The organism is Psychrobacter sp. SZ93C1 (genome assembly GCF_015864635.1).
Classification (GTDB): domain Bacteria; phylum Pseudomonadota; class Gammaproteobacteria; order Pseudomonadales; family Moraxellaceae; genus Psychrobacter; species Psychrobacter fozii.
This window is the reverse complement of record NZ_JADYWY010000014.1, coordinates 13,392-34,683: the sequence shown is the minus strand read 5'-3', so window position 1 is coordinate 34,683 and position 21,292 is coordinate 13,392. Positions and strand designations below refer to the sequence as shown.

Here is a 21,292-nt window from a genome sequence, read left to right as displayed (position 1 = left end):
TGTTAAGTGAGTACTTTAGTCAATCTATAGTCGGCTCAATATAATTTGGATACAAGGAAGTCGAGTGAAAGTACTACACATCTGTACTCGGCTACTTGGTACTTTTTTAGATTGAATCAACTCTATCGTATGAAAGCTATCATCTAATAACAAGTAATATTCTATAGAACTATCTATGTGTTTTTCTATAAAAAATACACTTTTGTTTTATTGTCGTTATAATTGAGAAAATATTGAACAAAAGTATATTTAATATGAGAGAAATCCTTATGGTATCTGAAAGCCACCTTTTGAAAAAGCAGGTTGGTTTTGATAGGCAACACGATTCTATGATGAGTAAGCTTAAAACATCATCACCACCCAATCGTTTGTCATTAGCTATAGCAGCGGCAATGCTCGGGTCTGTATTACTGATGAGTGGCTGTAGTCAATCTGAGGAATATGCAGAAAGTGCCTCAGAGGAACCAAGCGATTATACGAATGAAAAAGCCGTTGACGCTGATATAAATACCATGATGTCTGAGCAATCAGCTGTTGCAGAGCTAGAATCAGAGGCTGACAATCAAGCCAATGAGCTGACGGTTGAGAGCTTATCAGAGAGTAGTGAGCAGACACTTGCTAGTCAGGCCGCTAATATCCAAATACAAGGTAAAGAGCTGCTGATTAATGCCAGTGCAAACTTTACTGTCAAAGACGTGGTCAAGAGTAGCGCTGCTATTGAGACATTGACACGGCAGCAGGGTGGCTATGTGGCGCTCAGTAATATTAGCAATTATCCACGTAGTGATAGAACCTTTGTTCGAGGTGATAAAAATATTACAATCACAACCTATAATCGCCAAGCTGAAATGACGGTTCGAGTTCCTCGTATCAACGTCAATAAGTTTTTAGAACAAATGCAGCAGCAAGTGGCTTTTTTGAATGGTCAAGAGTTCACAGCACAAGACGTTACTTTAGATATTTATCGTGAGCAGCTGGCAAGTCAGCTAAATAGCGATATGGCGGATGAGCTCAGTCAAGAGCGTCTCGATAGCAAAAATGATAAAGATCAGGGTAGTAATGTCGATGCTATCACCGCTACTTATGCAGCACGTCGCCAAAAAGAATTGGCAAAGCTTGAGCAAATGGATATCGCCGATAAGGTTAAATACAGCACCATCAATCTGAGCTTTATGCAGCCAGATGTCAGTTATAAAGAAACCACGCAAAACCTAGACGTTTTGATAGATGCTGAGCGTCCAAGTTTTGGCACCGAAGTCAACAAATCATTCAAAGATGGTTGGAGTATGCTCAGGTCATTTGCACTTGGCATTATACAATTGTGGTGGCTAGTGGTGCTTGGTGGTGCTTTTTATCTCATTTATAGAATGATAAAAGCGATCTATCGTAAGTTTTTTAAACACAGCCCTCGTGTAGAACACTTACGACGTAATCTGATGGGTGAAAACCAAGATATCCATCATTCAGAGGGTATAAAGAGCAATCAGGTAGGTGATAATACCGACAGTGCTAAAGAGACTGATAGCAAGGATGCTAAGCACTAGGGCGTGTTCTCAATTCAAACGAGTGTCCTCTAAATGAGCTAAAAATAGCTAAAAATAGCTAAACATCGTCAAATAGCTGGTTAATATCCTGATATTATCTGCGTTATTTTCCTCGTTTGACGGCAATTTATCTCATTTTTATCATCATCTTTAAAATGAGGACACGCCCTAGAATTGAAGCTTAAAAAGCTCACAATAACAGAGTGTCAATAAACAGCCATAAAAAAGCCGCCCTACATAATGTAGGGCGGCTTTTTTAGCAATTACCTATAGATGGTCGGTGATTAGAACTGGTTCATTGTGTTCTTGCCGCCGCCAGCTTTAAGTGCGTTGTCACCAGAGAAGATTTCTTTGTGGTCATCACCTAGGTCAGAACCAGCCATTGCTTGGTGCTTAACACAAGCGATGCCTTCGCGGATTTCTTTACGTTGTACGCCAGCTGCATAAGCAAGCATGCCTTCTTCACCGAAGTAGCCTTTAGCAAGTTCATGAACGCTAAGAGCAGTCGTGTGGTAAGTCGGTAGCGTGATTAAGTGGTGGAATACACCAGCTTCACGTGACGCATCACGTTGGAAGTTCTTAGCAGCGATATCAGCTGCTGCATCAAGCTCAGTACCGTCATAATCAGCACTCATCAAGTCATCTTTATTGTAGCTAGAGATGTCTTTGCCTTCTTCTTCCCACTGTGCAATGACTTGCTTACGGAAGTTAAGCGTCCAGTTGAATGATGGGCTGTTGTTGTATACAAGCTTCGCTTTAGGTTGTTGCTCTTTAATACGGTCAACCATCATTTTGATGTGTTCTACATCTGGAGTAGGTGTCTCAATCCATAGTAGATCGGCACCATTTTCTAGAGCGGTCACACAGTCAAGTACAACGCGGTCGATGTTTGTGTCTTCACGGAACTGATATAGACCGTTTTGCAGACGAACTGGACGTACTAGTTTGCCGTTGTGCTTAAGTAAGCTGTCGTTTTCTTTTGCATTTTCTAAAGTAACTTCTTCCATTTCGATGAAGTCGATGTATTTAGAAGCTAGATCGCCTGGCTCATTTGATACTGGGATTTTTTGTGTGAGTGATGCGCCTTCAGAGTCAGTACGAGCAACGATAACGCCGTCTTCAACACCAAGCTCCAGGAATGCATAACGGATAGCGTTTAGCTTAGAGATGAAGTCTTCATGCGGTACAGTTACTTTACCAGCCTGGTGGCCACATTGCTTAGCATCAGATACTTGGTTTTCAACCTGAATGGCACAAGCACCTGCTTCGATCATTTGCTTAGTCAATAGGTAAGTGGCTTCTTCGTTACCGAAACCTGCATCGATATCAGCGATGATTGGCACAACATGCGAATCAAAGTTTTCGATTTTTTCTACGATAGCTGAAGTATCTTGACCAGCTTCTTCAGCAGCGTTTAGCTCACGGAAGTAATCGTTCAATACTTTAGCATCGGCCTGACGTAGGAACGTGTAGATTTCTTCGATTAGCTTAGGCACTGATGTTTTTTCGTGCATAGATTGGTCAGGTAGTGGACCAAACTCAGAGCGTAGGGCTGCAACCATCCAGCCTGATAAGTAGATATAAGTTTTAGAAGTCGTGCCGAAATATTTCTTTTTAGCGTACATAGTTTGTTGTGCAACAAAACCATGCCATGCACCTAGAGACTGTGTGTACTGAGACGTATCATTGTCATAGTCTTCCATGTCTTGACGCATGATTTTTGCAGTATATTTTGCGATATCCAAGCCCGTTTTAAAACGGTTTTGTGACATCATACGTGCCGCATCGGTTTCGCTGATATTCTGCCAGTTACCGTGCTTTTGCTTCAATTCACGTACTAAGTCGATCGCTGATTTATATGCAGTTGACATCTATGTCTCCTTGGTGGGGTGTAAAAACAAATAAGTTAAGTGCTAAAATAATGACGATTGTGTATGACTGAAAAGGTATACATTTAGACTTTATATTAGTGCTATTGACATCTCATAAGGTCAGACAGAATTACAAGCTATCAGTTAAAGCCTTATTTACCCTAAACAAACTTAGTCACTAATACAAGAGAATTACTAGAACTTGGTAGTGAAAAAAAATAGGTAATGTATAAAAGGTTGCTGAGCTTATTCATATATTTCTAAGGCACTTGCGTTCTTTATTGAGTGGCGATGTCATTATCGGCAATAAGAAATGTTACAATAATAGACAGTTTGTGCGATAGATTTGGTCATTGTCTAATGACTATAACGGTCTTTTAAGCAATCAATTCATCGTATGATGCTACCGATAAAGACCATCAATATACTATATAATTGTGTCGGTCAAATGAATGTAGCCAGTCTATAAAACTAAGCTGTATCGTTTGCGTTACAAGTCATCCTATGAGACTTACTATAACTGCCTTACCAAGATTTATCTAATTTATGATTATTATCTTGGGTATTTTCTTTAGTTATAATTCATATATAACAGTACCTTACGTTAGACGGTTTGGGTTATACTTAGCAGATATCGCATAAAATCAGATAAAAAGTAGCAGAATTACACTGTTATAGACCATAAATTGTTAGAACAGCACCAAAAATGCCAAGCTTATAACGGCACTTATCCAAAGGCCAAGAGAACTATATATGAATTTGCAGCGGGTAGATTTAAACTTATTGGTACATCTAGATGTGTTGTTACGAGAGAAAAATGTCACTCGTGCAGCTGAGCAGCTTGGCATTACCCAACCTGCGATGAGTAACATTTTGCGCCGTCTGCGCAAATTGTTTAACGACCCTCTATTGGTTCGATCATCTGAAGGTATGACACCAACGGAGCGGGCTTTAGAGTTGCAACCTCGTATTCGTGAGATACTGGCAGATTTGACGCAAGTGTTAGAGCCACGTACTGAGTTCCGTCCTTATAGCACCTCTCGCGTCTTCCGTATCATGACGTCAGACTATGCAGAAGCGACGCTAGTTCCTAAACTGGTCAAAGCACTACGCTCAGAAGCACCAAATGTCATTTTGGATTTCTTGACACCATCGGACGTCTCTTATCGTGATATGGAGCAGGGACGTGTTGACTTAGCAATTAACCGCTTTAATGAGATACCACAGAGCTTTCACCAAGTGTTGGTGTGGCGTGATACTTTTAGTTGTCTGTTGTCTTCTGACAGCCCTTATGCCAATCGTTTTAATTTAAAAAACTATCTGAAAGCGCAGCATGTTTGGGTATCTAAAACTGGCATGGGTGTGGGCTTTGGGGTCAATCCTGAAAAATCAGGTGGTCTAGGGTCTATCGATCAAGCGCTACAACGTTTAGGACAAAAACGTCAAATTAGTGTCTTCACTCGTCATTATCAAATGCCAGCCATGCTTGCTGCTAATAAAGATTTGGTAGCAACGTTACCAACCCGTGTGGCAAAAATGCAGGCAAATAACGATAGTATTAAAATGGAAGAGCCGCCATTCTTCATTCCTGAGTTTGAGCTGACGATGGCGTGGTCACCGTTATTACAACATCATCCCGCTCATCGTTGGTTACGCCAACTTATCATGCATGTGGCTCGTCAAATCGTTGATGAGGAAGAAAATCCGCCACAAGAGATTCCTGTGATGAACCATCTGTTTTAAATTGGTTATTTTCTAAGACAGATAAATTTTTAATTAAACCAGCCGCAGGGCTGGTTTTTTATGTTCTAGCGATTAATGATTTATATATGATGTTTAGCTGTACTTAATATATCAGTCACACTCTTAACATCTTCAACACACTTCACAATATATTGTAAAACTCTTAGCCAAATTACCTTGTTATGATGACCACGGATAGAAAGCAGTGCACCAATAAGCTGATACCTATTTGAGTGATCGGTTGCTATAAGAACTTATGATACAAAAAGAACTTATTACATAACGTTTGGCGAGTATGCTGAGCCACAAAACAGTAACCAACGCTTATTTTATAAACTGAAAATACTAAACATAAAATAAAATATAACAAGGACAATAACATGTCAGATATTACTACTATCAACCCAACCACGGGTGAAGAGATTAAAAATTACGATTACATGAGCGTAGACGAGGTTAATAAAATTGTTGATGCTTCACATGAAGCTTTCTTAGCATGGCGCACTGTTAGCCACGAAGAGCGTGGCCGAGTGATTCAATCTATCGGTGATAAGCTGATTGAGCATAAAGAAGAGTTGGCTAAGCTGATGACAGAAGAGCGTGGTAAGCTATATAGCCAAAGCTTGCAAGAGATCGATCTGTGTAAAGCAATCTGTGACTATACGGCTGAAAATGGTATCGAATCATTGGCTGATGATGTACGTGATATTGAAGGCATGAAAAAAGGATTGGTTAGCTATCAACCTATCGGTATCATTTATGGTATGCAGCCTTGGAACTTCCCAGCATATCAAGTATTTCGCTATACCATTGCTAACTTGATGGCAGGGAACAGTGTCTTGTTAAAGCATGCTTCTAACGTAACCGGCTCTGGTCTATTGATTGAAAAAATCTTGCATGAGTCAGATTTACCGAACGATTTGTTCCGTACTATCATCATCGGTCATGACCAGTCAGAAGATTTAATCAATAACGATAAAGTACGTGGTGTAACGCTCACAGGTAGCGATAAAGCAGGTGTCATCGTTGGTCAACAAGCGGCAAAAGCCATCAAAAAAGCCGTGTTAGAGCTTGGTTCAAATGATGCTTTTATCGTATTAGAAGATGCTGATTTAGACATAGCAGTAGAGACTTGTGCACAAGCACGCTTAATCAACAACGGTGAAACCTGTGTCGCAGCAAAACGCTTCATTGTAGTAGATAGTGTATACGACGAATTCCGCAAGCGTATCGTTGAGAAGTTTGCCGGTACAAAATCTGGCGATCCTATGGATGAGAGCTCAGACATCGGCCCATTGGCTCGTAAAGATCTACAAGAGCAGTTACATGAGCAAGTAGAGCAAAGCGTGGCCAAAGGCGCAACGATTGCGGTCGGTGGTAAAATTCCTGATAGTAAAGGCAGTTTTTATCCAGCGACTATCTTAGAAAACGTTGAAAAAGGTCAGCCTGCCTATGACGACGAATTGTTTGGCCCTGTGGCTTCACTTATTCGTGCAAAAGACCAAGACGATGCCTTACGTATCGCTAACGACAGTCGCTATGGTTTGGGTGGTGCAATCTTCTCAAAAGACACAGACAAAGCAGTACGTCTAGCACGTGAAGAGTTTGACACTGGTATGGTCTATATCAATGGTTATGGTTTGGCCAATCCTGCATTGCCATTTGGTGGCGTCAAAAACTCAGGCTATGGTCGTGAGCATGGCGGCTTTGGTATCAAAGAGTTTGTAAATATCAAGGCTGTGCATGTCTTTTAATGGCGGTTGATATTATTGCTAGATATTAATATGGTCGTCATTAGATGACCATTGGATAAAAAAAGCCCAGTTACTCATAACGAGCGACTGGGCTTTTTCATGTAAAAATGTTATACGTGCCAAAACTAGGTTCGAGCTAACTTATCATGCTCTAATGCCAATCTAAGCGTTCATAAAAAGCTGTAATGGCAAGGCTGGCAAGTAATTTTCCTTAGTTTTATTACAGGTTCCATTGCTAGTATCCAGCGACAATACTTTATTTGCTAATAGCAAAATTGTCCAAGGTAGCAATTTATGCTCAAGTTTTTGTACACGTGCTTGTAAACTATTAGCCGTCTCTGTTTGATTGATCTCTAACAGCGCTTGAGTCAAAACAGTGCCTGCATCGAGCTCAGCAGTGACAACATGAATACTACAGCCATGGTGACGCTCACCGGCTTGAATAGCTCGTTGATGGGTATCAAGTCCCTTGTAAACAGGCAATAGAGAAGGGTGCAAGTTAATCATAGGTGCTGGCGCATTGTCGATAAATGGACCACTTAATACACGCATAAAACCAGCTAATACTATTAAATCAGGTTGCCATTCAACAAGCTGCGCATTTGCATGAGTCTCAAAAGTTTTGATGCCCATACGTTTGCCGTTAGCAACATGTGACAGTACCGCGACTGGAATGGCAGCATCATTGGCACGCGTGATGGCATAAGCGTCATCACGATTGCTGATGACACCTACTATTTCAATCGGTAGTGCGCCAGCTTGCATGGCATCGATCAATACTTGCAAATTGCTACCACTGCCTGATACCAGAACGGCAATACGTAATGGCTTGTTGGCGTGACTGGTATTATTGGCTAGCATTAACGGTACACCACTGCATCCACTTCACGACTGACCATTTCGCCTAATTGCCATGCTTTTTCGCCAGCGTCATTCAATATATTGATAGCCGCTTCAGCTTTATCTTTAGGCACGACAATCACAAAGCCAACACCGCAGTTAAAGGTGCGGTACATTTCACTCTGCTCGATGTTACCTTGGGTTTGTAACCAAGTGAATAGTTCTGAAAACTGCCAGCTATTGGTATCGATGCTAGCGGCTAGCGTTTCAGGCAATACACGCGGTAAGTTATCGGTTAAGCCGCCACCTGTGATATGTGACATCGCATGAAGGGCTGAACTGCCAAGGGTGTCTTGCAAAGCTTTGATGGCTTTAACATAGATACGAGTAGGGGCCATGAGTGCGTCTTGGATAGGCTGACCGTCTAATTGTGCATCGCTAGTAGTGACATCAACGCCACTTACTTCGATAACTTTACGAACCAATGAATAGCCGTTTGAATGAGCGCCACTTGAGGCAAGGGCGATCAATACATCACCTTCTGCGACATTTTCACCAGTGATCACTTCGGCTTCTTCAACCACGCCCACACAGAATCCAGCTAGGTCATAATCGTCATCTTGATACATGCCTGGCATTTCAGCTGTCTCGCCACCGATGAGCGCACAGTTTGATAGTTTACAACCTTCGCCAATACCAGTGACGACAGTCGCTGCTACGTCAACGTCAAGCTTGCCTGTTGCGTAGTAATCTAAGAAGAATAATGGTTCAGCACCGCAAACCAACAAATCATTGACGCACATAGCGACCAAATCAATACCGATAGTGTCATGACGATTCAGTTGCAAGGCCAGTTTAAGCTTGGTACCGACGCCGTCAGTGCCTGAAACCAATAAAGGTGAGGTGTAACCGGTCGGAATACGACAAAGCGCGCCAAAACCGCCAAGTCCGCCCACAACCTCAGGACGAGAGGTGGCTTTTGCCACTGATTTAATACGTTGAACCAACGCATCGCCTGCATCAATATCAACGCCGGCATCTTTGTAGCTTAAAGAAGGCTTGTTACTCATGGTCATCTCACAAATTTTATAGGGAATGAAGGTCTATCGGTAGAAAAGCGAGTTGGTCGTGTTAATTCTGAATATAGTGGGCGCATTATACCCAAAAACGACCCATACTCGCAAAGCAACTTGCGGATATTTGACTGATATTTAGTGAAGACTTGCTTTAAGTGGCAAATAAAGCATCAAGAAACAAAAAATGACTGATTTTTAACGGTACTCTGCGATAATGGGAATCTAAATCTACTGTCAATAACTGTTTGCTATTAAGGTGTTGTTACTCAATAACACTTATTTCAAAGCAATCATATCGCAACCTTAAATCAGCCTAAGCCTAGGATAACTTGTTATGATGAACCAACCAATCGACCTCTTTTTTCGACGCTTATTTATCGTCGTTGCTATGGTGGTGGTTGTCTTTTTATTGTATTTAATGATGCCCGTCATTATACCGTTTGTCTTTGCTTTCGTACTCGCTTACTTATTCAATCCGCTGGTTAAACGTCTGTCGAAATATATCAAACGCTGGATAGCGATTATTATTGTCTATTCGACTATTACGCTAGGAATGGTGCTGCTGCTATGGTGGTTGATACCGACATTGTGGAATCAGTTGCAAGCGGCATGGGATTATTTACCCAAAGTGTTGAACTGGTATAACCAAGTGGTGCGAGAATGGTTTGTTAATAACAGCCGTATTAGTTTGCCTGAGCTGGAGTCAAAAGGGTTTTCTGAGACGTTGGTCGATTATATGCAAACGAATTATAAGTTCGAAGATGCCAGCACGATGATGAGCCATATCATTGCCTCAAGTATGAGCTTTATCAATAATGCTGGACTCATCGTATTAGTGCCTATTCTGACCTTTTATTTCTTATTCAACTGGGATCAGCGTTTACATACTTGGAAAATGGCGGTTCCAGCGGCTTATAACGAAAAGTTTATTCAGATCGCCAAAGAGTGTGACCGTGCATTGATGGCTTTTATTAAAGGTCAGTTATTGGTGATGGTGCTGTTGGGCATGATTTATGCGGTGCAGTTGCAGCTTATTGGGCTTGAGCTTGGACTTATCATTGGTATGGTTGCAGGTGTTGCTAGTTTTGTTCCTTATTTGGGGTTTGGTATCGGTTTCATCGCTGCCATTACTGCATGTCTCTTCCAGTTTGGACTAGACTGGACTTATCTGTCATTAATCGCCGGTGCATTTTTGGTTGGTCAGGCCGCTGAGGGTTATGTACTGCAGCCATTGCTATTAGGTGATAAGATTGGTCTATCACCGCTATGGGTTATCTTTTCGGTATTGGCAGGGGCAAGTTTGTTAGGCTTCGTTGGTATGTTGATAGCCTTGCCTGTCTCAGCGGTGCTTAATGTATTGTTCCGCCATTTATACGCTTATTATCGTTCGACTGATTTTTATAAAGGTCGTAAGCAACTGGCTTTGTTTGAAAAGAATTAGATGGTTTACTGTCAAATTAACGTGTTTATCATAAATTGGCGGTAGAATTATGAGAGAGATAAAGGGCGGTTGATAAGGCTTAATAGGTAAAAGACTTGTCAGTCATTTTGCAAATATGTTATATATAGGCGCAGTGTTAGTAGTATCAGTGGTTATTCGTTGGCAAGAGCCATTTTTATAATGGTAGTCCTACGATATGTCCATAGCCAAGAACACGGCAGACCAACGCCACAAGTTTATATCAAGTCGTATTGAACACAGTAAAGTCAGTTCTACGACCGTTATGCCTCCTATTTTCCATTGTGTTACGTAAAACGAGTTGATGATTCATGGCAGAAGCACAGCTAAGTCTCAATCTGGACATTAAGCATGATGCAAGTCTAAGCGACTTTGCCGGTCCTGGTTGGATGTCGATTATTGATGCAGTGCGGCAGTTACATGTCGGCCTGATAGGACAGCTGTATCTATTTGGTAGTCCTGCTACTGGTAAGTCTCATTTGCTATCAGCAATCTGTGAGTCGTTTATTGAGATGGACAAATCTGCTATCTGTTTGTCACTCAACGAGTTGATTCATGCCGATGTCCACGTGCTTTCATCTTTAGAGAACTTTGATCTGATCGCAATCGACGATTTAGAAGTCCTTGAGCAAAGCAGTCAGTGGCAAGAAGCTTTATTCCATTTGATTAATCGTAGTCGTGAAGGTCAGCGCCAGTTATTGTTTGCAGCCAATAAACCTGCTGATGATTTACCTTTTCAGTTGAGAGATTTATTGACCCGTTTGGCACAAGCACCTACGTTTAAAGTACCTAATGGTCATGATTTGGCAGATCGTCAGGCATTGTTGCAGTCTATCTTGCGTCGACGTGGCTGGCAGTTTGATGATCGAATTATTGACTATTTGCTTACGGAAGGACCGCACCGTATCGGGGCGATGATGGAAGTACTCAACTATATTCAACCGATGTTTTCTAACCTTGGCCGCAACAATATATCCAAAGCAGTCATAAGTGATGCGTTACGTACTATTGATGAGCAGACACTAGCGGCAGAGCTAGCTGATATTGCGCAAGAGACGCAAGTAGATCATGACGCTGCAGATCAAGATCAACATACTATGCCATTCGACTTTTAGCCCTAAAAATACGAATACTTTTATCTAAAACGTTTTTACTATTAACGGAATCACTTATGAAACCCAATGCTTCTTTGCTAAAAAAATTGACTATCGGTACGTTACTTATTGGTGCAAGCTCTGTCTCTATGTTGTCGCAAGCAGAGGTCACTCTGTTGGTTGATGACCATATCAAGGTCACTGCGATTAATGGGCAAGAACTTCAACAGAGTGCTTTTCAACCTCTAGTGAAAAAATTCACGCTTGAACCTGGACAACATGCCATCACTGCTAAGTATGACCGCTTGTATAACCTGCCTCGTGATGAGCATGATTATTTACGTTCAGGTAACGTCAGTGTGACAGCACAGTTAGCCGATAATCAAACCTATCGTTTGACTATGCCAAGTCAACCAGAAGAGTATAAAGCGGCTAGAGAGTATGCCAAACGTCCAACGTTAGCTGTGCAGCAGAACAATACTGTGATCGCTAGCCAGCAAAGTATGGCCAATAACCAAGGCGGATTGTTTTCAGGTTTGGGTAACGTAATAGGCGGTGTGTTTGGTGGCTCGGGTGATGCTGAGATGCAAAACCAACGTGTTATTGCATCATTAGACAAGCCAGCGGTTGCAAATCAAAACACTGTACAGCAAACGACAAGCGTTAATTCATCTAACAGTAATTTAGATCAGTTTATGCAAATCTGGCTACAAGCAACACCTGCTGAGCGTGAAAAAATGAGCCAATGGATTCAAAAATAAATTACCATTTTCGTAAATATCTAACAATAAAAAAGCACCTATCTAGGTGCTTTTTTTATTTATACATGATAGCTTTTATCTCATTTTAGTCTGGCTACTATTAGCCCAAAAAGGCGTTGTACATCCATACTAACTTTTCTTGCTCTTGTACATATGCATCGACAAGATCAGCTGACCCTTGGTCTTCGCTATCTGCTGCTAGAGTAGATACTTGACGCTGTTCTTCGATAAGCTCTTGTAGGCCTTTTACCACGCCTTTAACACAAGTCGTGCCATCTTTCACGTTCTTATCTTCGCTAATGCTGGTATGCTGAGCAAAGTCGCTGTAAGCATGTAATGGCGTGCCACCTAGCGTTAGAATACGTTCAGCGATTTCATCAATTTGTATTTGTAGTGAGGTATATAGCTCTTCGAACTTTGGATGTAAAGTGAAGAAATGCTCACCTTTTACATTCCAGTGATAGCCACGTACATTGATGTAAAACATATGGTAGCTTGATAATAGGCCATTTAACTTAGCAATTACTTCGCTCATGTCTGCTCTTTCTAGACCGATTTGGTTAGTCTCATTATTACTCATGATATTATCCTTATAGTGTGAGTGTTGATGTAAAAATTAAATGAAGAAGGTTATAACTTTAACTTATTTATATAACCCAGCGTTTCTACCACCTTTCTTCTGATGCCTATTATGATAACAAAGCATCATCGACAAGTTAAGTTTAATAAATACAATAATGCGATTGGTTTATCAAAAGAGCTAAACCCTTTATCGTTCAATGAATGAGCGATAAAGAGCTATTTAATACTTTATGCTGGTGGTTGTAAATTCTCAGGGTTTAATCCTTTAACGGCAACGAATTCCTCTAAATGCTGACGCACTGTGTCGATTGGGAATTTCTGTGCTTGCAGGCGTTTAGGTACAATTTGGCTGCCTTGCTGACCTTTCATCTCAAACATGATAAATATGTAGTCATCAGTCTCATCCCAGCTTTTAACCGCAGACCATGGGATAACCGCTTGTTGAGTATTGCTCGCGCGCATTTGCATACCACGCATTTGCGAGTTTTTCATCAAATCAGGTTGATTGACGGGCATTGCCATCACTAAGCCATGCTTTTGTACACCCAGTTTCATCTGACGCATCTCATCTGGCATTTCTTGGTCGGCCACTTGCTTTTCGAATTCTCTTTTGACATACCATTTAAAACCAAGGGTACGAACCAGTAAGTAAACCACCACTGAAACCAACATTAACCAAAAAATAATGGTTGAGTAGCCTGTGACAAAGACCAACCCTGCAATCGCTAGTACCACGACTACTGCCATAATGATCCACTCTTTCATTTTGATACTTTTTAGACCAAAAGAAGGGCTGGCACTAGAAAATAGCTCGTATTGTGCTTGGTGAAATTCTGCCTCAGTTAGGTTTAAGGCGACAGGTTGCAGCGTGTAGGGGTACAGGGCCATAAAGGTTTCTCAAATACTTGTGTTAAAAGTGTTGGGTTTAAATCACCAAAGTGAAGCAGCTACGCGGCACTTGGCTGAAAGTGAAAAAAGGTATGCACTTATCTTACCGAAAAGCGCTCTCAAATGAAACATATAAGCAGCACTGTTCACGGATAGACGCGATATTATAGCGATTAATTAATACGGATGATGATTATGGGGGCTTGTGAATGCCCAAAGCATATTATCAAGTTAAAAATCGCATGCCATTAATCATCAAAGCGATGAATGAAAGTATCGCCAAAACATGGTCAAATGAGATGGGTCTTGGTATTATAGCGGCTACCACTTATTTTGATAAAAGCATCACCTTTAAAAACAAAACCTTTAAACCTCTTATTCACTTCTAGCGTTACAGGCAACTATTATGATTGATCCGAAACTCTTACGCGGCGATTTAATCGACTTACAACAGCAGTTGGCCACTCGTGGTTATGCACTTGACATAGATTTTTGGCAAACAGTTGAGTCAGAACGTAAATCTTTGCAGATCAAAACTGAAGAGTTGCAGTCGCGCCGTAATGCTGGTGCTAAGCAAGTAGGCGCGCTAAAAAAATCAGGCGAAGACGCCAGTGAGCTATTGGCTGAGATGCAAAGCGTCAGTGGTGAGATTAAAGCGGCTGAAGATGAATTGCGCACTTTGCAAGAACGTATCACAAAAGCTGGTATGCAAATCCCTAATATTCCAGCAGCCGATGTACCAGTGGGTGCGTCAGAAGATGACAATGTAGAAGTACGCAAGTGGGGTACGCCTCGTACATTTGACTTCGAGATTCAAGATCACACCTATATTGGTGAGACACTTGGTATGCTTGATTTTGAAGCGGCGACCAAGCTGACTGGTAGTCGCTTTAATGTGCTAAAAGGACAGTTGGCGCAGATGCATCGCGCACTGATTCAATTTATGCTCAATACGCACACGATGAAGTACGGCTATCTTGAGACCTATGTGCCTTATATCGTGAATTCAGACAGCCTCAAAGGTACAGGGCAGCTGCCAAAGTTTGAAGATGATTTGTTTAAGCTGAAAAATCACACAAACAATGAGGACATGGACTTTTATTTGATTCCAACCGCTGAAGTACCAATGACCAACTTGGTACGTGGTGAGCGTTTGGACATTAGCGAGCTGCCACTTAAGTTTACCGCGCATACGCCTTGTTTCCGTAGTGAGGCAGGCTCACATGGCCGTGATACTCGTGGCCTGATCCGTCAGCATCAGTTTGAAAAGGTTGAAATGGTCAATATTGCGACGGCTGAGCAGTCTGATGAGTTGCTAGAAGCAATGACTGGACAAGCTGAATATATCTTGCAGCAGTTGAACCTGCCATACCGCACGGTTCAGCTATGTACTGGTGATATGGGGTTTGCAGCACAAAAGACTTATGACATCGAAGTATGGCTACCGAGCCAAGATACCTATCGTGAAATCTCTAGCTGCTCTAACTGTGGTGATTTCCAAGCGCGCCGCATGGGCACACGTGTCAAAGACGGCAAACAAACCAGCTTGGCTCATACTTTGAACGGTTCAGGTTTAGCCGTTGGTCGTACGCTATTGGCAGTCATGGAAAACCATCAAAATGCTGATGATAGCATCACGATTCCAGAAGTATTGCGTCCGTTTATGGGCGGTGCTGAAAGAATAGAGTTGTAATAATAGTAACGTCATGAAGACATTGTCTACAATTGATCTGCTCAATTACTCACAACATCTCATCCATGGTCAAAGTAGTGGTGACGATTTGTTAGGCTTTGAAATAGATGCCAATGTGTTTTTCTGCTGTATGGAAAAAAATCTTGGTTGCGACTTTCTTTATCAAGAGCGCCATGATGATGCAAATTGTATGCTGACGTTGTGTTGCAGCTTTGCACATAATGTAAGCCATCAGCAAATAGCAGATTTTCTAGAGGAGAAATGGCTTCAGTATGTTTGCTATCAAGAATTTGAGAAACATCATATTGAAGTCGTTAACGATCAGTTGATTTTTTATTATGTGACCCGATCAAGTTCTGGACTAGGGGTAACAGGGAAAATTGTTGCCACTTAGTTTATAATGAGCCATCTATTTCAGTATCTAAGCAAATTTAGTTCAATAACTTTTTTCAATCAAATAAACTCTCCTTTAATCTTAGGACACTCTATGCCAGCTCCAATTAGCGAACGTAAATTAGCCAATGCCATTCGTGTACTGTCGTTTGACGCGGTACAAAAAGCCAACTCTGGTCATCCAGGCGCTCCGATGGGCATGGCTGATATTGCTGAAGTTCTGTGGCGCAAGTTTTTGAAGCACAACCCAACCGATCCACAGTGGCACAACCGTGACCGCTTTGTCTTATCGAACGGTCATGGCTCAATGCTTATTTACTCATTGCTGCATTTATCTGGTTATGATTTGAGCATCGATGATCTGAAAGGTTTCCGTCAGTTGCATTCAAAAACCCCAGGTCATCCTGAACTTGGCTATACACCAGGTGTTGAGACAACTACTGGTCCACTAGGTCAAGGTATTGCTAATGCCGTTGGTTTTGCAATCGCTGAAAAAACCTTAGCCGCGCAGTTCAATCGTGAAGGCCATAACATCGTTGACCATAACACCTACGCATTCTTAGGCGATGGTTGCTTGATGGAAGGTATCAGTCATGAAGTTTGTTCATTGGCTGGCACGTTAGGTCTTGGCAAACTAGTATTCTTCTATGATGACAATGGTATCTCTATCGATGGTAATGTCGAAGGTTGGTTCACTGATGATACGCAAGCGCGTTTTGAGTCTTATGGCTGGCAAGTTATCAAAGTCGATGGTCATGATGCTGAAGCAATCACGCAAGCAACTGAACAAGCGCTAAAAGAGACTACCAAACCAAGTCTTCTGATTTGCAAAACCACGATCGGTGCTGGTAGCCCGAACAAACAGGGTCTAGCAGCCAGTCATGGTGCACCACTTGGTGATGACGAAATCGCCTTAACTCGTGATGCACTGTCTTGGAAGCATGCGCCATTTGAATTAGATGATGAAATCTATGAAGCATGGGATGCTAAAGCCAAAGGTGACGTACAACAAAAGAACTGGGATGCGGACTTTGACGCTTATAAGAAAGCCTATCCTGAACTGGCGTCTGAGCTATTGCGCCGTCTAAATGGTGATTTGCCTGCTGACTTTGATAACCAAGCACAAGCTTATATTCAGCAAACGCAAGAAGCGGGCGGCGATGTCGCCAGTCGTAAAGCCAGTCAAAATGCGATCAATACCTTACAGCCATTATTGCCAGAATTGCTAGGTGGATCAGCGGATTTAGCTGGCTCGAACTTGACGCTATTCAAAGGCGCTAAAGGCATCGAAAAAGATGCTGACGGCAACTATATCTATTATGGTGTACGTGAGTTCGGTATGACCGCGATTGCCAATGGTATCGCACTCCATGGCGGCTTTATCCCTTACGTAGCGACGTTCCTGATGTTTATGGAATACGCACGAAACGCGGTACGCATGGGCGCATTGATGAAGCAGCGCGTCATCCATGTCTATACACATGACTCTATCGGTCTGGGTGAAGATGGCCCGACGCATCAGCCAGTTGAGCAATTGACTAGCCTACGTACCACGCCAAATCTACGCACATGGCGTCCGTGTGATGCGACTGAATCTGCAAGTGCTTGGGTAGAAGCAATCAAGTCTGAAGATAACCCATCAGCATTGATCTTTAGCCGTCAAAGCTTGCCACATCAAGCACGTGATAATGAGCAAGTAGCGAACATCACCAAAGGCGGTTATGTACTTGCGAAAGAGCAAGGTGAGCTACAAGCCATCATCATCGCTACTGGTTCAGAAGTTGGCCTTGCGATGGAAGCGTACGAGACATTGAGCGCAAACGGTGTTGGCGTCCGTGTAGTCTCTATGCCATGTGCTGAGATTTTCGTTGAGCAAGATGTTAGCTATCGTGAAGCCGTATTACCTGCCAATATCCGTGCTCGCGTCGCAGTTGAAGCTGCGCATGTAGATTACTGGTATAAGTTCGTTGGTCTAGATGGTAAAGTCATCGGTATGACTACTTATGGCGAATCTGCTCCTGCAGACCAGTTATACAAAGAGTTTGGTATTACGACTGACGCTGTGGTTGAAGCGGTAAATAGTCTGGTGTAATTAAATGTTAAGCCTTTCACTAATCATCAGCGTTGCATCCTTAATTATTGCTATTTCCTCAGTATCTATAAACTGGATACTGTGGAGAAAGGTCAACCGTCCTATTGTGACTGTAAGGTTATCTTCTGATATCGATTCACCTATTGCTTTAAACATGATAATCGAAAATACTGGAAACCTTCCAGCTAAAGATATTAGTATTAAGGCCAAAAAACAAGACGCATTAGCCTGCGTCAATGGAGATGTTATTCCTCGTGACGCTGAGAAAATACTATTTAGTTCAATGATTATTCCTATATTGGCTAATGGGAAAACAACTACCAATTCTTTCTCAGCATATGGAGAAGAAATGAATGGACGTTGGAAGTCAGGAAGTTACTTACCTATAACTATCGAATATAGTTCCTTGGATGGAAGAAGGTTTTTGGAGTCTTATAATTTAAGGTTTGCTAGTGATAATGCTTTTGCTTTTTCTCAATGGGAAAGTAAATAGTAAATAGCCATATAATTGAAAAGAGTTGTCAAATAATTTGGCAGCTCTTTTTTTGTGTTTAATGTTTCGGTTTTAGAGTTGGTTCCTGATTTTGGTATTTTATACCTCACCAATGGCATACGGACTATTGTGTCTGGAAGCACTCCATCATTCAAGTGACCATATCCAATCACAGTTTGCAACACCATTGTTATCAGCAGGATAGCAGCTTCAATCAAGGCTGAAATGCGTCATAAGGTAACTATTGTATGATAAATTAGGATTAGCTTGATTTTGAGAGGTAAGGTTCGCCCAATACGCATTTTTATGCAAGGATACACATCTGATCGTTGCGCTAGGCGCACCCTACGGCTAATTAGTAGTTTAGTCTGAAAGGTGAGCAGGACGCACCCCTATAAACCTAAAATGAAGGAGACCAAAATGGATATCATGCATCAAAAAGTAGCTATCTATAACAATAAAATTAAAGAAAGTGCTGAGTTAATATTTGAAAGCTATTCGGATTCTTCTGAAAATGTTGGACTAACTCTTGTATTGGCTGGACTTGGTAGGTATCAATTTCAAGATAGTGATTTTTATAAAGCTTTATTCGGACTAAGAGCACTATTAGAGCCTAAAAACATTGTTATATGTATTAATGGATGTAGATTAGATTTTGTCTGCTCAAGCATGGGGCAGCAAATGTCACAAGGACAAGTTGGCTATATAATTGAAATGGGAAAGCAAGGTACTAACCGAGTTAGGACTTTTGATTACTGCGATGATCAAGATAAATTAACCACAGTAAATAAGCAAATGGACTATATCAGACAATGGAGTGAGTCGTTAAAAGGTTAGTTTATTGGTTATATTAAATGAATATTTGATGTGAGTGCCAATATCCGTGCCCGCGTCGCAGTAGAAGCGGCGCATGTAGATTACTGGTATAAATTCGTTGGTCTAGATGGCAAAGTCATCGGTATGACCACTTATGGCGAATCTGCTCCTGCTAGCGACTTGTATAAAGAGTTCGGTATTACAACTGACGCTGTGATTGAAGCGGTAAATAGTTTGGTGTAATAAACCTAACTTAGTTAGTGTTTAAACAAGAAAGAGCTACCGGAGAAATCTGGTGGCTCTTTTTATGGCTTAATCTTTGGCTTTTCTTTTGGTCTGCTTTCATCAACATGGTGATTGGTAAAATAACTGCTGCAATCAGTACTAAATTCTGTGCCTCAATATAATGATTTAGTGGTAAATTAGAATAGATTGATTGCTCACAAAGTTACATTTTACGTCTCGTGCAGCTCTCATATAAAAATAAATTATATGACTACAGAATTGGAAAAAATAGATGGATAGTATCAAACTGGCAAATGTTATTACATGGCTAAAACATATTGCACTAAGTGAAGGCTTGATAGCAGCCTGCATAATCGGAATATTTGGACTATGTGGTATTCTCATTACTCAAAAATCTAAACGCAAAAAGGAGTATGAAGCCTTTTTGAGAATAAAGTTTGAGGAAGTGGCTTTTAGACTGGTTGATTTTGCAGCCATTATTCAGGAAATTCAATCCAAAAGTTTTTCAAGCAATGGCGATGAAGCTTTAGATGTTGATGGATTTTACAGAGAAGGTGGCAAGATAGAAATCTTGATAGCTTTATATTTTCCAGAGCTTGAGAAAAAATATGAGTTGTTTTTAAATGCAGGGGGAAACCTGATAAATGCACAGCAGGAATATGAAACCAATCCTAGCGATAGTACTTTAGAGGTACTTAAACAGTTTGATGAAGAGTATGATCGGGTTTATAAGAGTTTTTATAAACATATCAGATCATGCTCTTCTAATTACGCTAAGCCTTTAAAGCGTCGTAAGAGAGTGCTAGTTAATTAAATTTAGAGAGTTTCGTTAGTACGCCTAGCATATTCTATAACCATTCTAAAGATCGCTATTATGTCCCTAAAATCCAGCTTTAAAGGTTTCCTAGGTGAAACCGTCATCAACGTTGCCATGTGGTTAAAGCTTGAAAAAGATGTTTACCACCGATTAAACGGTATTACCTTACCAAGAGACAATGGCGGCAGTACCCAAATTGATCATGTTATCGTTTCTGTATACGGCATATTCGTCATCGAAACCAAAAATTATAAAGGCTGGATATATGGTAGCGAGAAGCAAAAGCAATGGACACAAGCTTTCCCGAATGGAAGTAAATTCAAATTTCAGAACCCACTGCGCCAAAATTATCTGCACATCAAAACGCTCGCCGATTTATTAGGGTTGGAGCTGAGCTATTTTCACTCGATGATTGCTTTCATCGGTGAATGTGAGCTGAAAACCCGTGATGAGTTGCCCGAACATGTATTGACGAGTGGTATGGTGTCTTATGTGAAGAAAAAGCAGGATGAAATACTGACTGAAGACGAGGTTAAGTCCATCGTTGAGCAGATTAATAGCAACAGATTTAGTAAGTCTTGGCGCACCAATCGAGAGCATAAAGCCTATCTAAAAGACAAGCATAGCCCCTCAAGCAAACAGCCTAGCGGTAACGCCAATGATAAACCAGTTGCTAAAATGGCAAATAAACTTGCAGCAGAGTCGATAGCAAGAGAAACCGCTAAACGAGCCACGCTGAAAAGCCGAGAAGTGCTGCAATGGTCTGGTCAGACTGAAATTGATTCTAGTAATTTACCAACTGATAGTCTGAATACGCAGCAGACAAGTACACCGTATGATATGGCTAATAAAGTGTTTCTTACACCGTTTGAGGTTGTAGAGCCTGAGTTATCGGGCAATGATTTTAAAACGGCTGAATGTGAGATTATCACGTCTAATAGCATCGATCTTAAAGCTGTTGAGCAAATCAATCATACAGCTATTACAGAGCAAGTACCTGCCTGTCCAAGATGTCAGGCAGCAATGGTCAAACGTGTTGCAAAAAAAGGCCAGCACCAAGGTCAGGTCTTTTTTGGTTGTAGCAAATTTCCTAAATGTCGCGGTGTGGTGAATATGAACTAGCGGTATTC

General features: G+C 41.4%; 19 protein-coding genes and 1 pseudogene. 15 read left to right on the top strand and 5 right to left on the bottom strand.

Annotation, left to right across the window (positions count from 1 at the left end):
- Window positions 1-332: 332 nt before the first annotated feature.
- Window positions 333-1,544, top strand: coding sequence for a DUF4349 domain-containing protein (locus tag I6E83_RS14305; RefSeq protein WP_197102884.1), 1,212 nt, complete (start codon window positions 333-335; stop codon window positions 1,542-1,544).
- A 284-nt stretch (window positions 1,545-1,828) separates the two neighbouring features.
- Here I6E83_RS14305 and I6E83_RS14300 read toward each other — a convergent pair whose 3' ends face one another.
- Window positions 1,829-3,415, bottom strand: coding sequence for an isocitrate lyase (locus I6E83_RS14300; protein WP_197102882.1), 1,587 nt, complete (start codon window positions 3,413-3,415; stop codon window positions 1,829-1,831).
- A gap of 753 nt (window positions 3,416-4,168) precedes the next feature.
- On the opposite strand from I6E83_RS14300, the gene I6E83_RS14295 reads away from it, so the two are divergent.
- Window positions 4,169-5,158 (top strand): LysR family transcriptional regulator, encoded by a 990-nt coding sequence (locus I6E83_RS14295; RefSeq protein WP_110923131.1) that lies wholly within the window; start codon window positions 4,169-4,171, stop codon window positions 5,156-5,158.
- Window positions 5,159-5,538: 380 nt separating this feature from the next.
- Window positions 5,539-6,912 (top strand): NAD-dependent succinate-semialdehyde dehydrogenase, encoded by a 1,374-nt coding sequence (locus tag I6E83_RS14290; RefSeq protein WP_197102880.1) that lies wholly within the window; start codon window positions 5,539-5,541, stop codon window positions 6,910-6,912.
- Window positions 6,913-7,074: 162 nt separating this feature from the next.
- On the opposite strand, the gene purN is transcribed toward I6E83_RS14290, so the two are convergent.
- Together purN and purM are read right to left on the bottom strand one after the other, a co-directional pair.
- Entirely contained in the window at window positions 7,075-7,773 is a 699-nt protein-coding gene (purN, locus tag I6E83_RS14285; RefSeq protein ID WP_197102878.1) for a phosphoribosylglycinamide formyltransferase, read from the bottom strand.
- A complete protein-coding gene (gene purM / locus I6E83_RS14280; RefSeq protein WP_110923128.1) occupies window positions 7,773-8,822 on the bottom strand; it encodes a phosphoribosylformylglycinamidine cyclo-ligase in 1,050 nt (349 codons plus the stop codon). Before purM ends, purN begins: the two co-directional genes overlap by 1 nt.
- 340 nt (window positions 8,823-9,162) lie before the next feature.
- On the opposite strand from purM, the gene I6E83_RS14275 reads away from it, so the two are divergent.
- The 3 genes from I6E83_RS14275 (at window position 9,163) to I6E83_RS14265 (ending at window position 12,142) form a co-directional block, all read left to right on the top strand.
- On the top strand, window positions 9,163-10,269 hold the full coding sequence (locus I6E83_RS14275; RefSeq protein ID WP_197102876.1) for an AI-2E family transporter: 1,107 nt from the start codon (window positions 9,163-9,165) through the stop codon (window positions 10,267-10,269).
- A 329-nt stretch (window positions 10,270-10,598) separates the two neighbouring features.
- Entirely contained in the window at window positions 10,599-11,402 is an 804-nt protein-coding gene (gene hda, locus I6E83_RS14270) for a DnaA regulatory inactivator Hda (RefSeq protein ID WP_197102874.1), read from the top strand.
- 56 nt (window positions 11,403-11,458) lie between these two features.
- A complete protein-coding gene (locus tag I6E83_RS14265; protein ID WP_197102872.1) occupies window positions 11,459-12,142 on the top strand; it encodes a DUF2057 family protein in 684 nt (227 codons plus the stop codon).
- A gap of 100 nt (window positions 12,143-12,242) precedes the next feature.
- On the opposite strand, the gene I6E83_RS14260 is transcribed toward I6E83_RS14265, so the two are convergent.
- Both I6E83_RS14260 and I6E83_RS14255 read right to left on the bottom strand, forming a co-directional pair.
- Window positions 12,243-12,722, bottom strand: coding sequence for a Dps family protein (locus I6E83_RS14260; RefSeq protein ID WP_110923124.1), 480 nt, complete (start codon window positions 12,720-12,722; stop codon window positions 12,243-12,245).
- Between the two features lie 230 nt (window positions 12,723-12,952).
- Window positions 12,953-13,612 carry a YcxB family protein gene (locus I6E83_RS14255; protein ID WP_197102870.1) on the bottom strand — a complete coding sequence of 220 codons (660 nt, stop codon included), beginning with the start codon at window positions 13,610-13,612 and terminating at the stop codon, window positions 12,953-12,955.
- Window positions 13,613-13,821: 209 nt separating this feature from the next.
- On the opposite strand from I6E83_RS14255, the gene I6E83_RS14250 reads away from it, so the two are divergent.
- The 9 genes and pseudogenes from I6E83_RS14250 to I6E83_RS14210 all read left to right on the top strand — a co-directional run bounded on the left by I6E83_RS14250 (window position 13,822) and on the right by I6E83_RS14210 (window position 21,284).
- On the top strand, window positions 13,822-14,001 hold the full coding sequence (locus I6E83_RS14250) for a hypothetical protein (protein ID WP_197102868.1): 180 nt from the start codon (window positions 13,822-13,824) through the stop codon (window positions 13,999-14,001).
- A 17-nt stretch (window positions 14,002-14,018) separates the two neighbouring features.
- On the top strand, window positions 14,019-15,305 hold the full coding sequence (gene serS, locus I6E83_RS14245; protein ID WP_197102866.1) for a serine--tRNA ligase: 1,287 nt from the start codon (window positions 14,019-14,021) through the stop codon (window positions 15,303-15,305).
- Window positions 15,306-15,318: 13 nt separating this feature from the next.
- Complete coding sequence (locus I6E83_RS14240) at window positions 15,319-15,699, top strand: hypothetical protein (protein ID WP_197102864.1); 381 nt, start codon at window positions 15,319-15,321, stop codon at window positions 15,697-15,699.
- A gap of 93 nt (window positions 15,700-15,792) precedes the next feature.
- Window positions 15,793-17,790: a transketolase gene (gene tkt, locus I6E83_RS14235; protein WP_197102862.1), complete on the top strand. Its 1,998-nt coding sequence runs from the start codon at window positions 15,793-15,795 to the stop codon at window positions 17,788-17,790.
- A 4-nt stretch (window positions 17,791-17,794) separates the two neighbouring features.
- Window positions 17,795-18,283 (top strand): hypothetical protein, encoded by a 489-nt coding sequence (locus I6E83_RS14230; protein WP_197102860.1) that lies wholly within the window; start codon window positions 17,795-17,797, stop codon window positions 18,281-18,283.
- 420 nt (window positions 18,284-18,703) lie between these two features.
- Window positions 18,704-19,120, top strand: a complete 417-nt coding sequence (locus I6E83_RS14225) for a hypothetical protein (protein ID WP_197102858.1) — start codon at window positions 18,704-18,706, stop codon at window positions 19,118-19,120.
- 36 nt (window positions 19,121-19,156) lie between these two features.
- Window positions 19,157-19,342: pseudogene (locus tag I6E83_RS14220) on the top strand (transketolase-like TK C-terminal-containing protein); the annotation flags it as partial.
- A gap of 274 nt (window positions 19,343-19,616) precedes the next feature.
- Complete coding sequence (locus tag I6E83_RS14215; RefSeq protein ID WP_197102857.1) at window positions 19,617-20,159, top strand: hypothetical protein; 543 nt, start codon at window positions 19,617-19,619, stop codon at window positions 20,157-20,159.
- A 60-nt stretch (window positions 20,160-20,219) separates the two neighbouring features.
- On the top strand, window positions 20,220-21,284 hold the full coding sequence (locus tag I6E83_RS14210; RefSeq protein WP_197102856.1) for a nuclease-related domain-containing protein: 1,065 nt from the start codon (window positions 20,220-20,222) through the stop codon (window positions 21,282-21,284).
- Window positions 21,285-21,292: the final 8 nt, after the last annotated feature.

What these genes read in the sequence shown, in the direction of transcription:
- I6E83_RS14265 (WP_197102872.1), top strand. Translation starts at nt 11,459, where the DNA reads ATGAAACCCAATGCTTCTTTGCTAAAAAAATTGACTATCGGTACGTTA.
- I6E83_RS14255 (WP_197102870.1), bottom strand. Translation starts at nt 13,612, where the DNA reads ATGGCCCTGTACCCCTACACGCTGCAACCTGTCGCCTTAAACCTAACT.
- I6E83_RS14230 (WP_197102860.1), top strand. Translation starts at nt 17,795, where the DNA reads ATGTTAAGCCTTTCACTAATCATCAGCGTTGCATCCTTAATTATTGCT.
- I6E83_RS14210 (WP_197102856.1), top strand. Translation starts at nt 20,220, where the DNA reads ATGTCCCTAAAATCCAGCTTTAAAGGTTTCCTAGGTGAAACCGTCATC.
- I6E83_RS14240 (WP_197102864.1), top strand. Translation starts at nt 15,319, where the DNA reads ATGAAGACATTGTCTACAATTGATCTGCTCAATTACTCACAACATCTC.
- purM (WP_110923128.1), bottom strand. Translation starts at nt 8,822, where the DNA reads ATGAGTAACAAGCCTTCTTTAAGCTACAAAGATGCCGGCGTTGATATT.
- I6E83_RS14250 (WP_197102868.1), top strand. Translation starts at nt 13,822, where the DNA reads ATGCCCAAAGCATATTATCAAGTTAAAAATCGCATGCCATTAATCATC.
- I6E83_RS14290 (WP_197102880.1), top strand. Translation starts at nt 5,539, where the DNA reads ATGTCAGATATTACTACTATCAACCCAACCACGGGTGAAGAGATTAAA.
- I6E83_RS14225 (WP_197102858.1), top strand. Translation starts at nt 18,704, where the DNA reads ATGGATATCATGCATCAAAAAGTAGCTATCTATAACAATAAAATTAAA.
- I6E83_RS14305 (WP_197102884.1), top strand. Translation starts at nt 333, where the DNA reads ATGAGTAAGCTTAAAACATCATCACCACCCAATCGTTTGTCATTAGCT.
- I6E83_RS14300 (WP_197102882.1), bottom strand. Translation starts at nt 3,415, where the DNA reads ATGTCAACTGCATATAAATCAGCGATCGACTTAGTACGTGAATTGAAG.
- I6E83_RS14275 (WP_197102876.1), top strand. Translation starts at nt 9,163, where the DNA reads ATGATGAACCAACCAATCGACCTCTTTTTTCGACGCTTATTTATCGTC.
- I6E83_RS14260 (WP_110923124.1), bottom strand. Translation starts at nt 12,722, where the DNA reads ATGAGTAATAATGAGACTAACCAAATCGGTCTAGAAAGAGCAGACATG.
- I6E83_RS14215 (WP_197102857.1), top strand. Translation starts at nt 19,617, where the DNA reads ATGGATAGTATCAAACTGGCAAATGTTATTACATGGCTAAAACATATT.
- I6E83_RS14295 (WP_110923131.1), top strand. Translation starts at nt 4,169, where the DNA reads ATGAATTTGCAGCGGGTAGATTTAAACTTATTGGTACATCTAGATGTG.
- serS (WP_197102866.1), top strand. Translation starts at nt 14,019, where the DNA reads ATGATTGATCCGAAACTCTTACGCGGCGATTTAATCGACTTACAACAG.
- purN (WP_197102878.1), bottom strand. Translation starts at nt 7,773, where the DNA reads ATGCTAGCCAATAATACCAGTCACGCCAACAAGCCATTACGTATTGCC.
- tkt (WP_197102862.1), top strand. Translation starts at nt 15,793, where the DNA reads ATGCCAGCTCCAATTAGCGAACGTAAATTAGCCAATGCCATTCGTGTA.
- hda (WP_197102874.1), top strand. Translation starts at nt 10,599, where the DNA reads ATGGCAGAAGCACAGCTAAGTCTCAATCTGGACATTAAGCATGATGCA.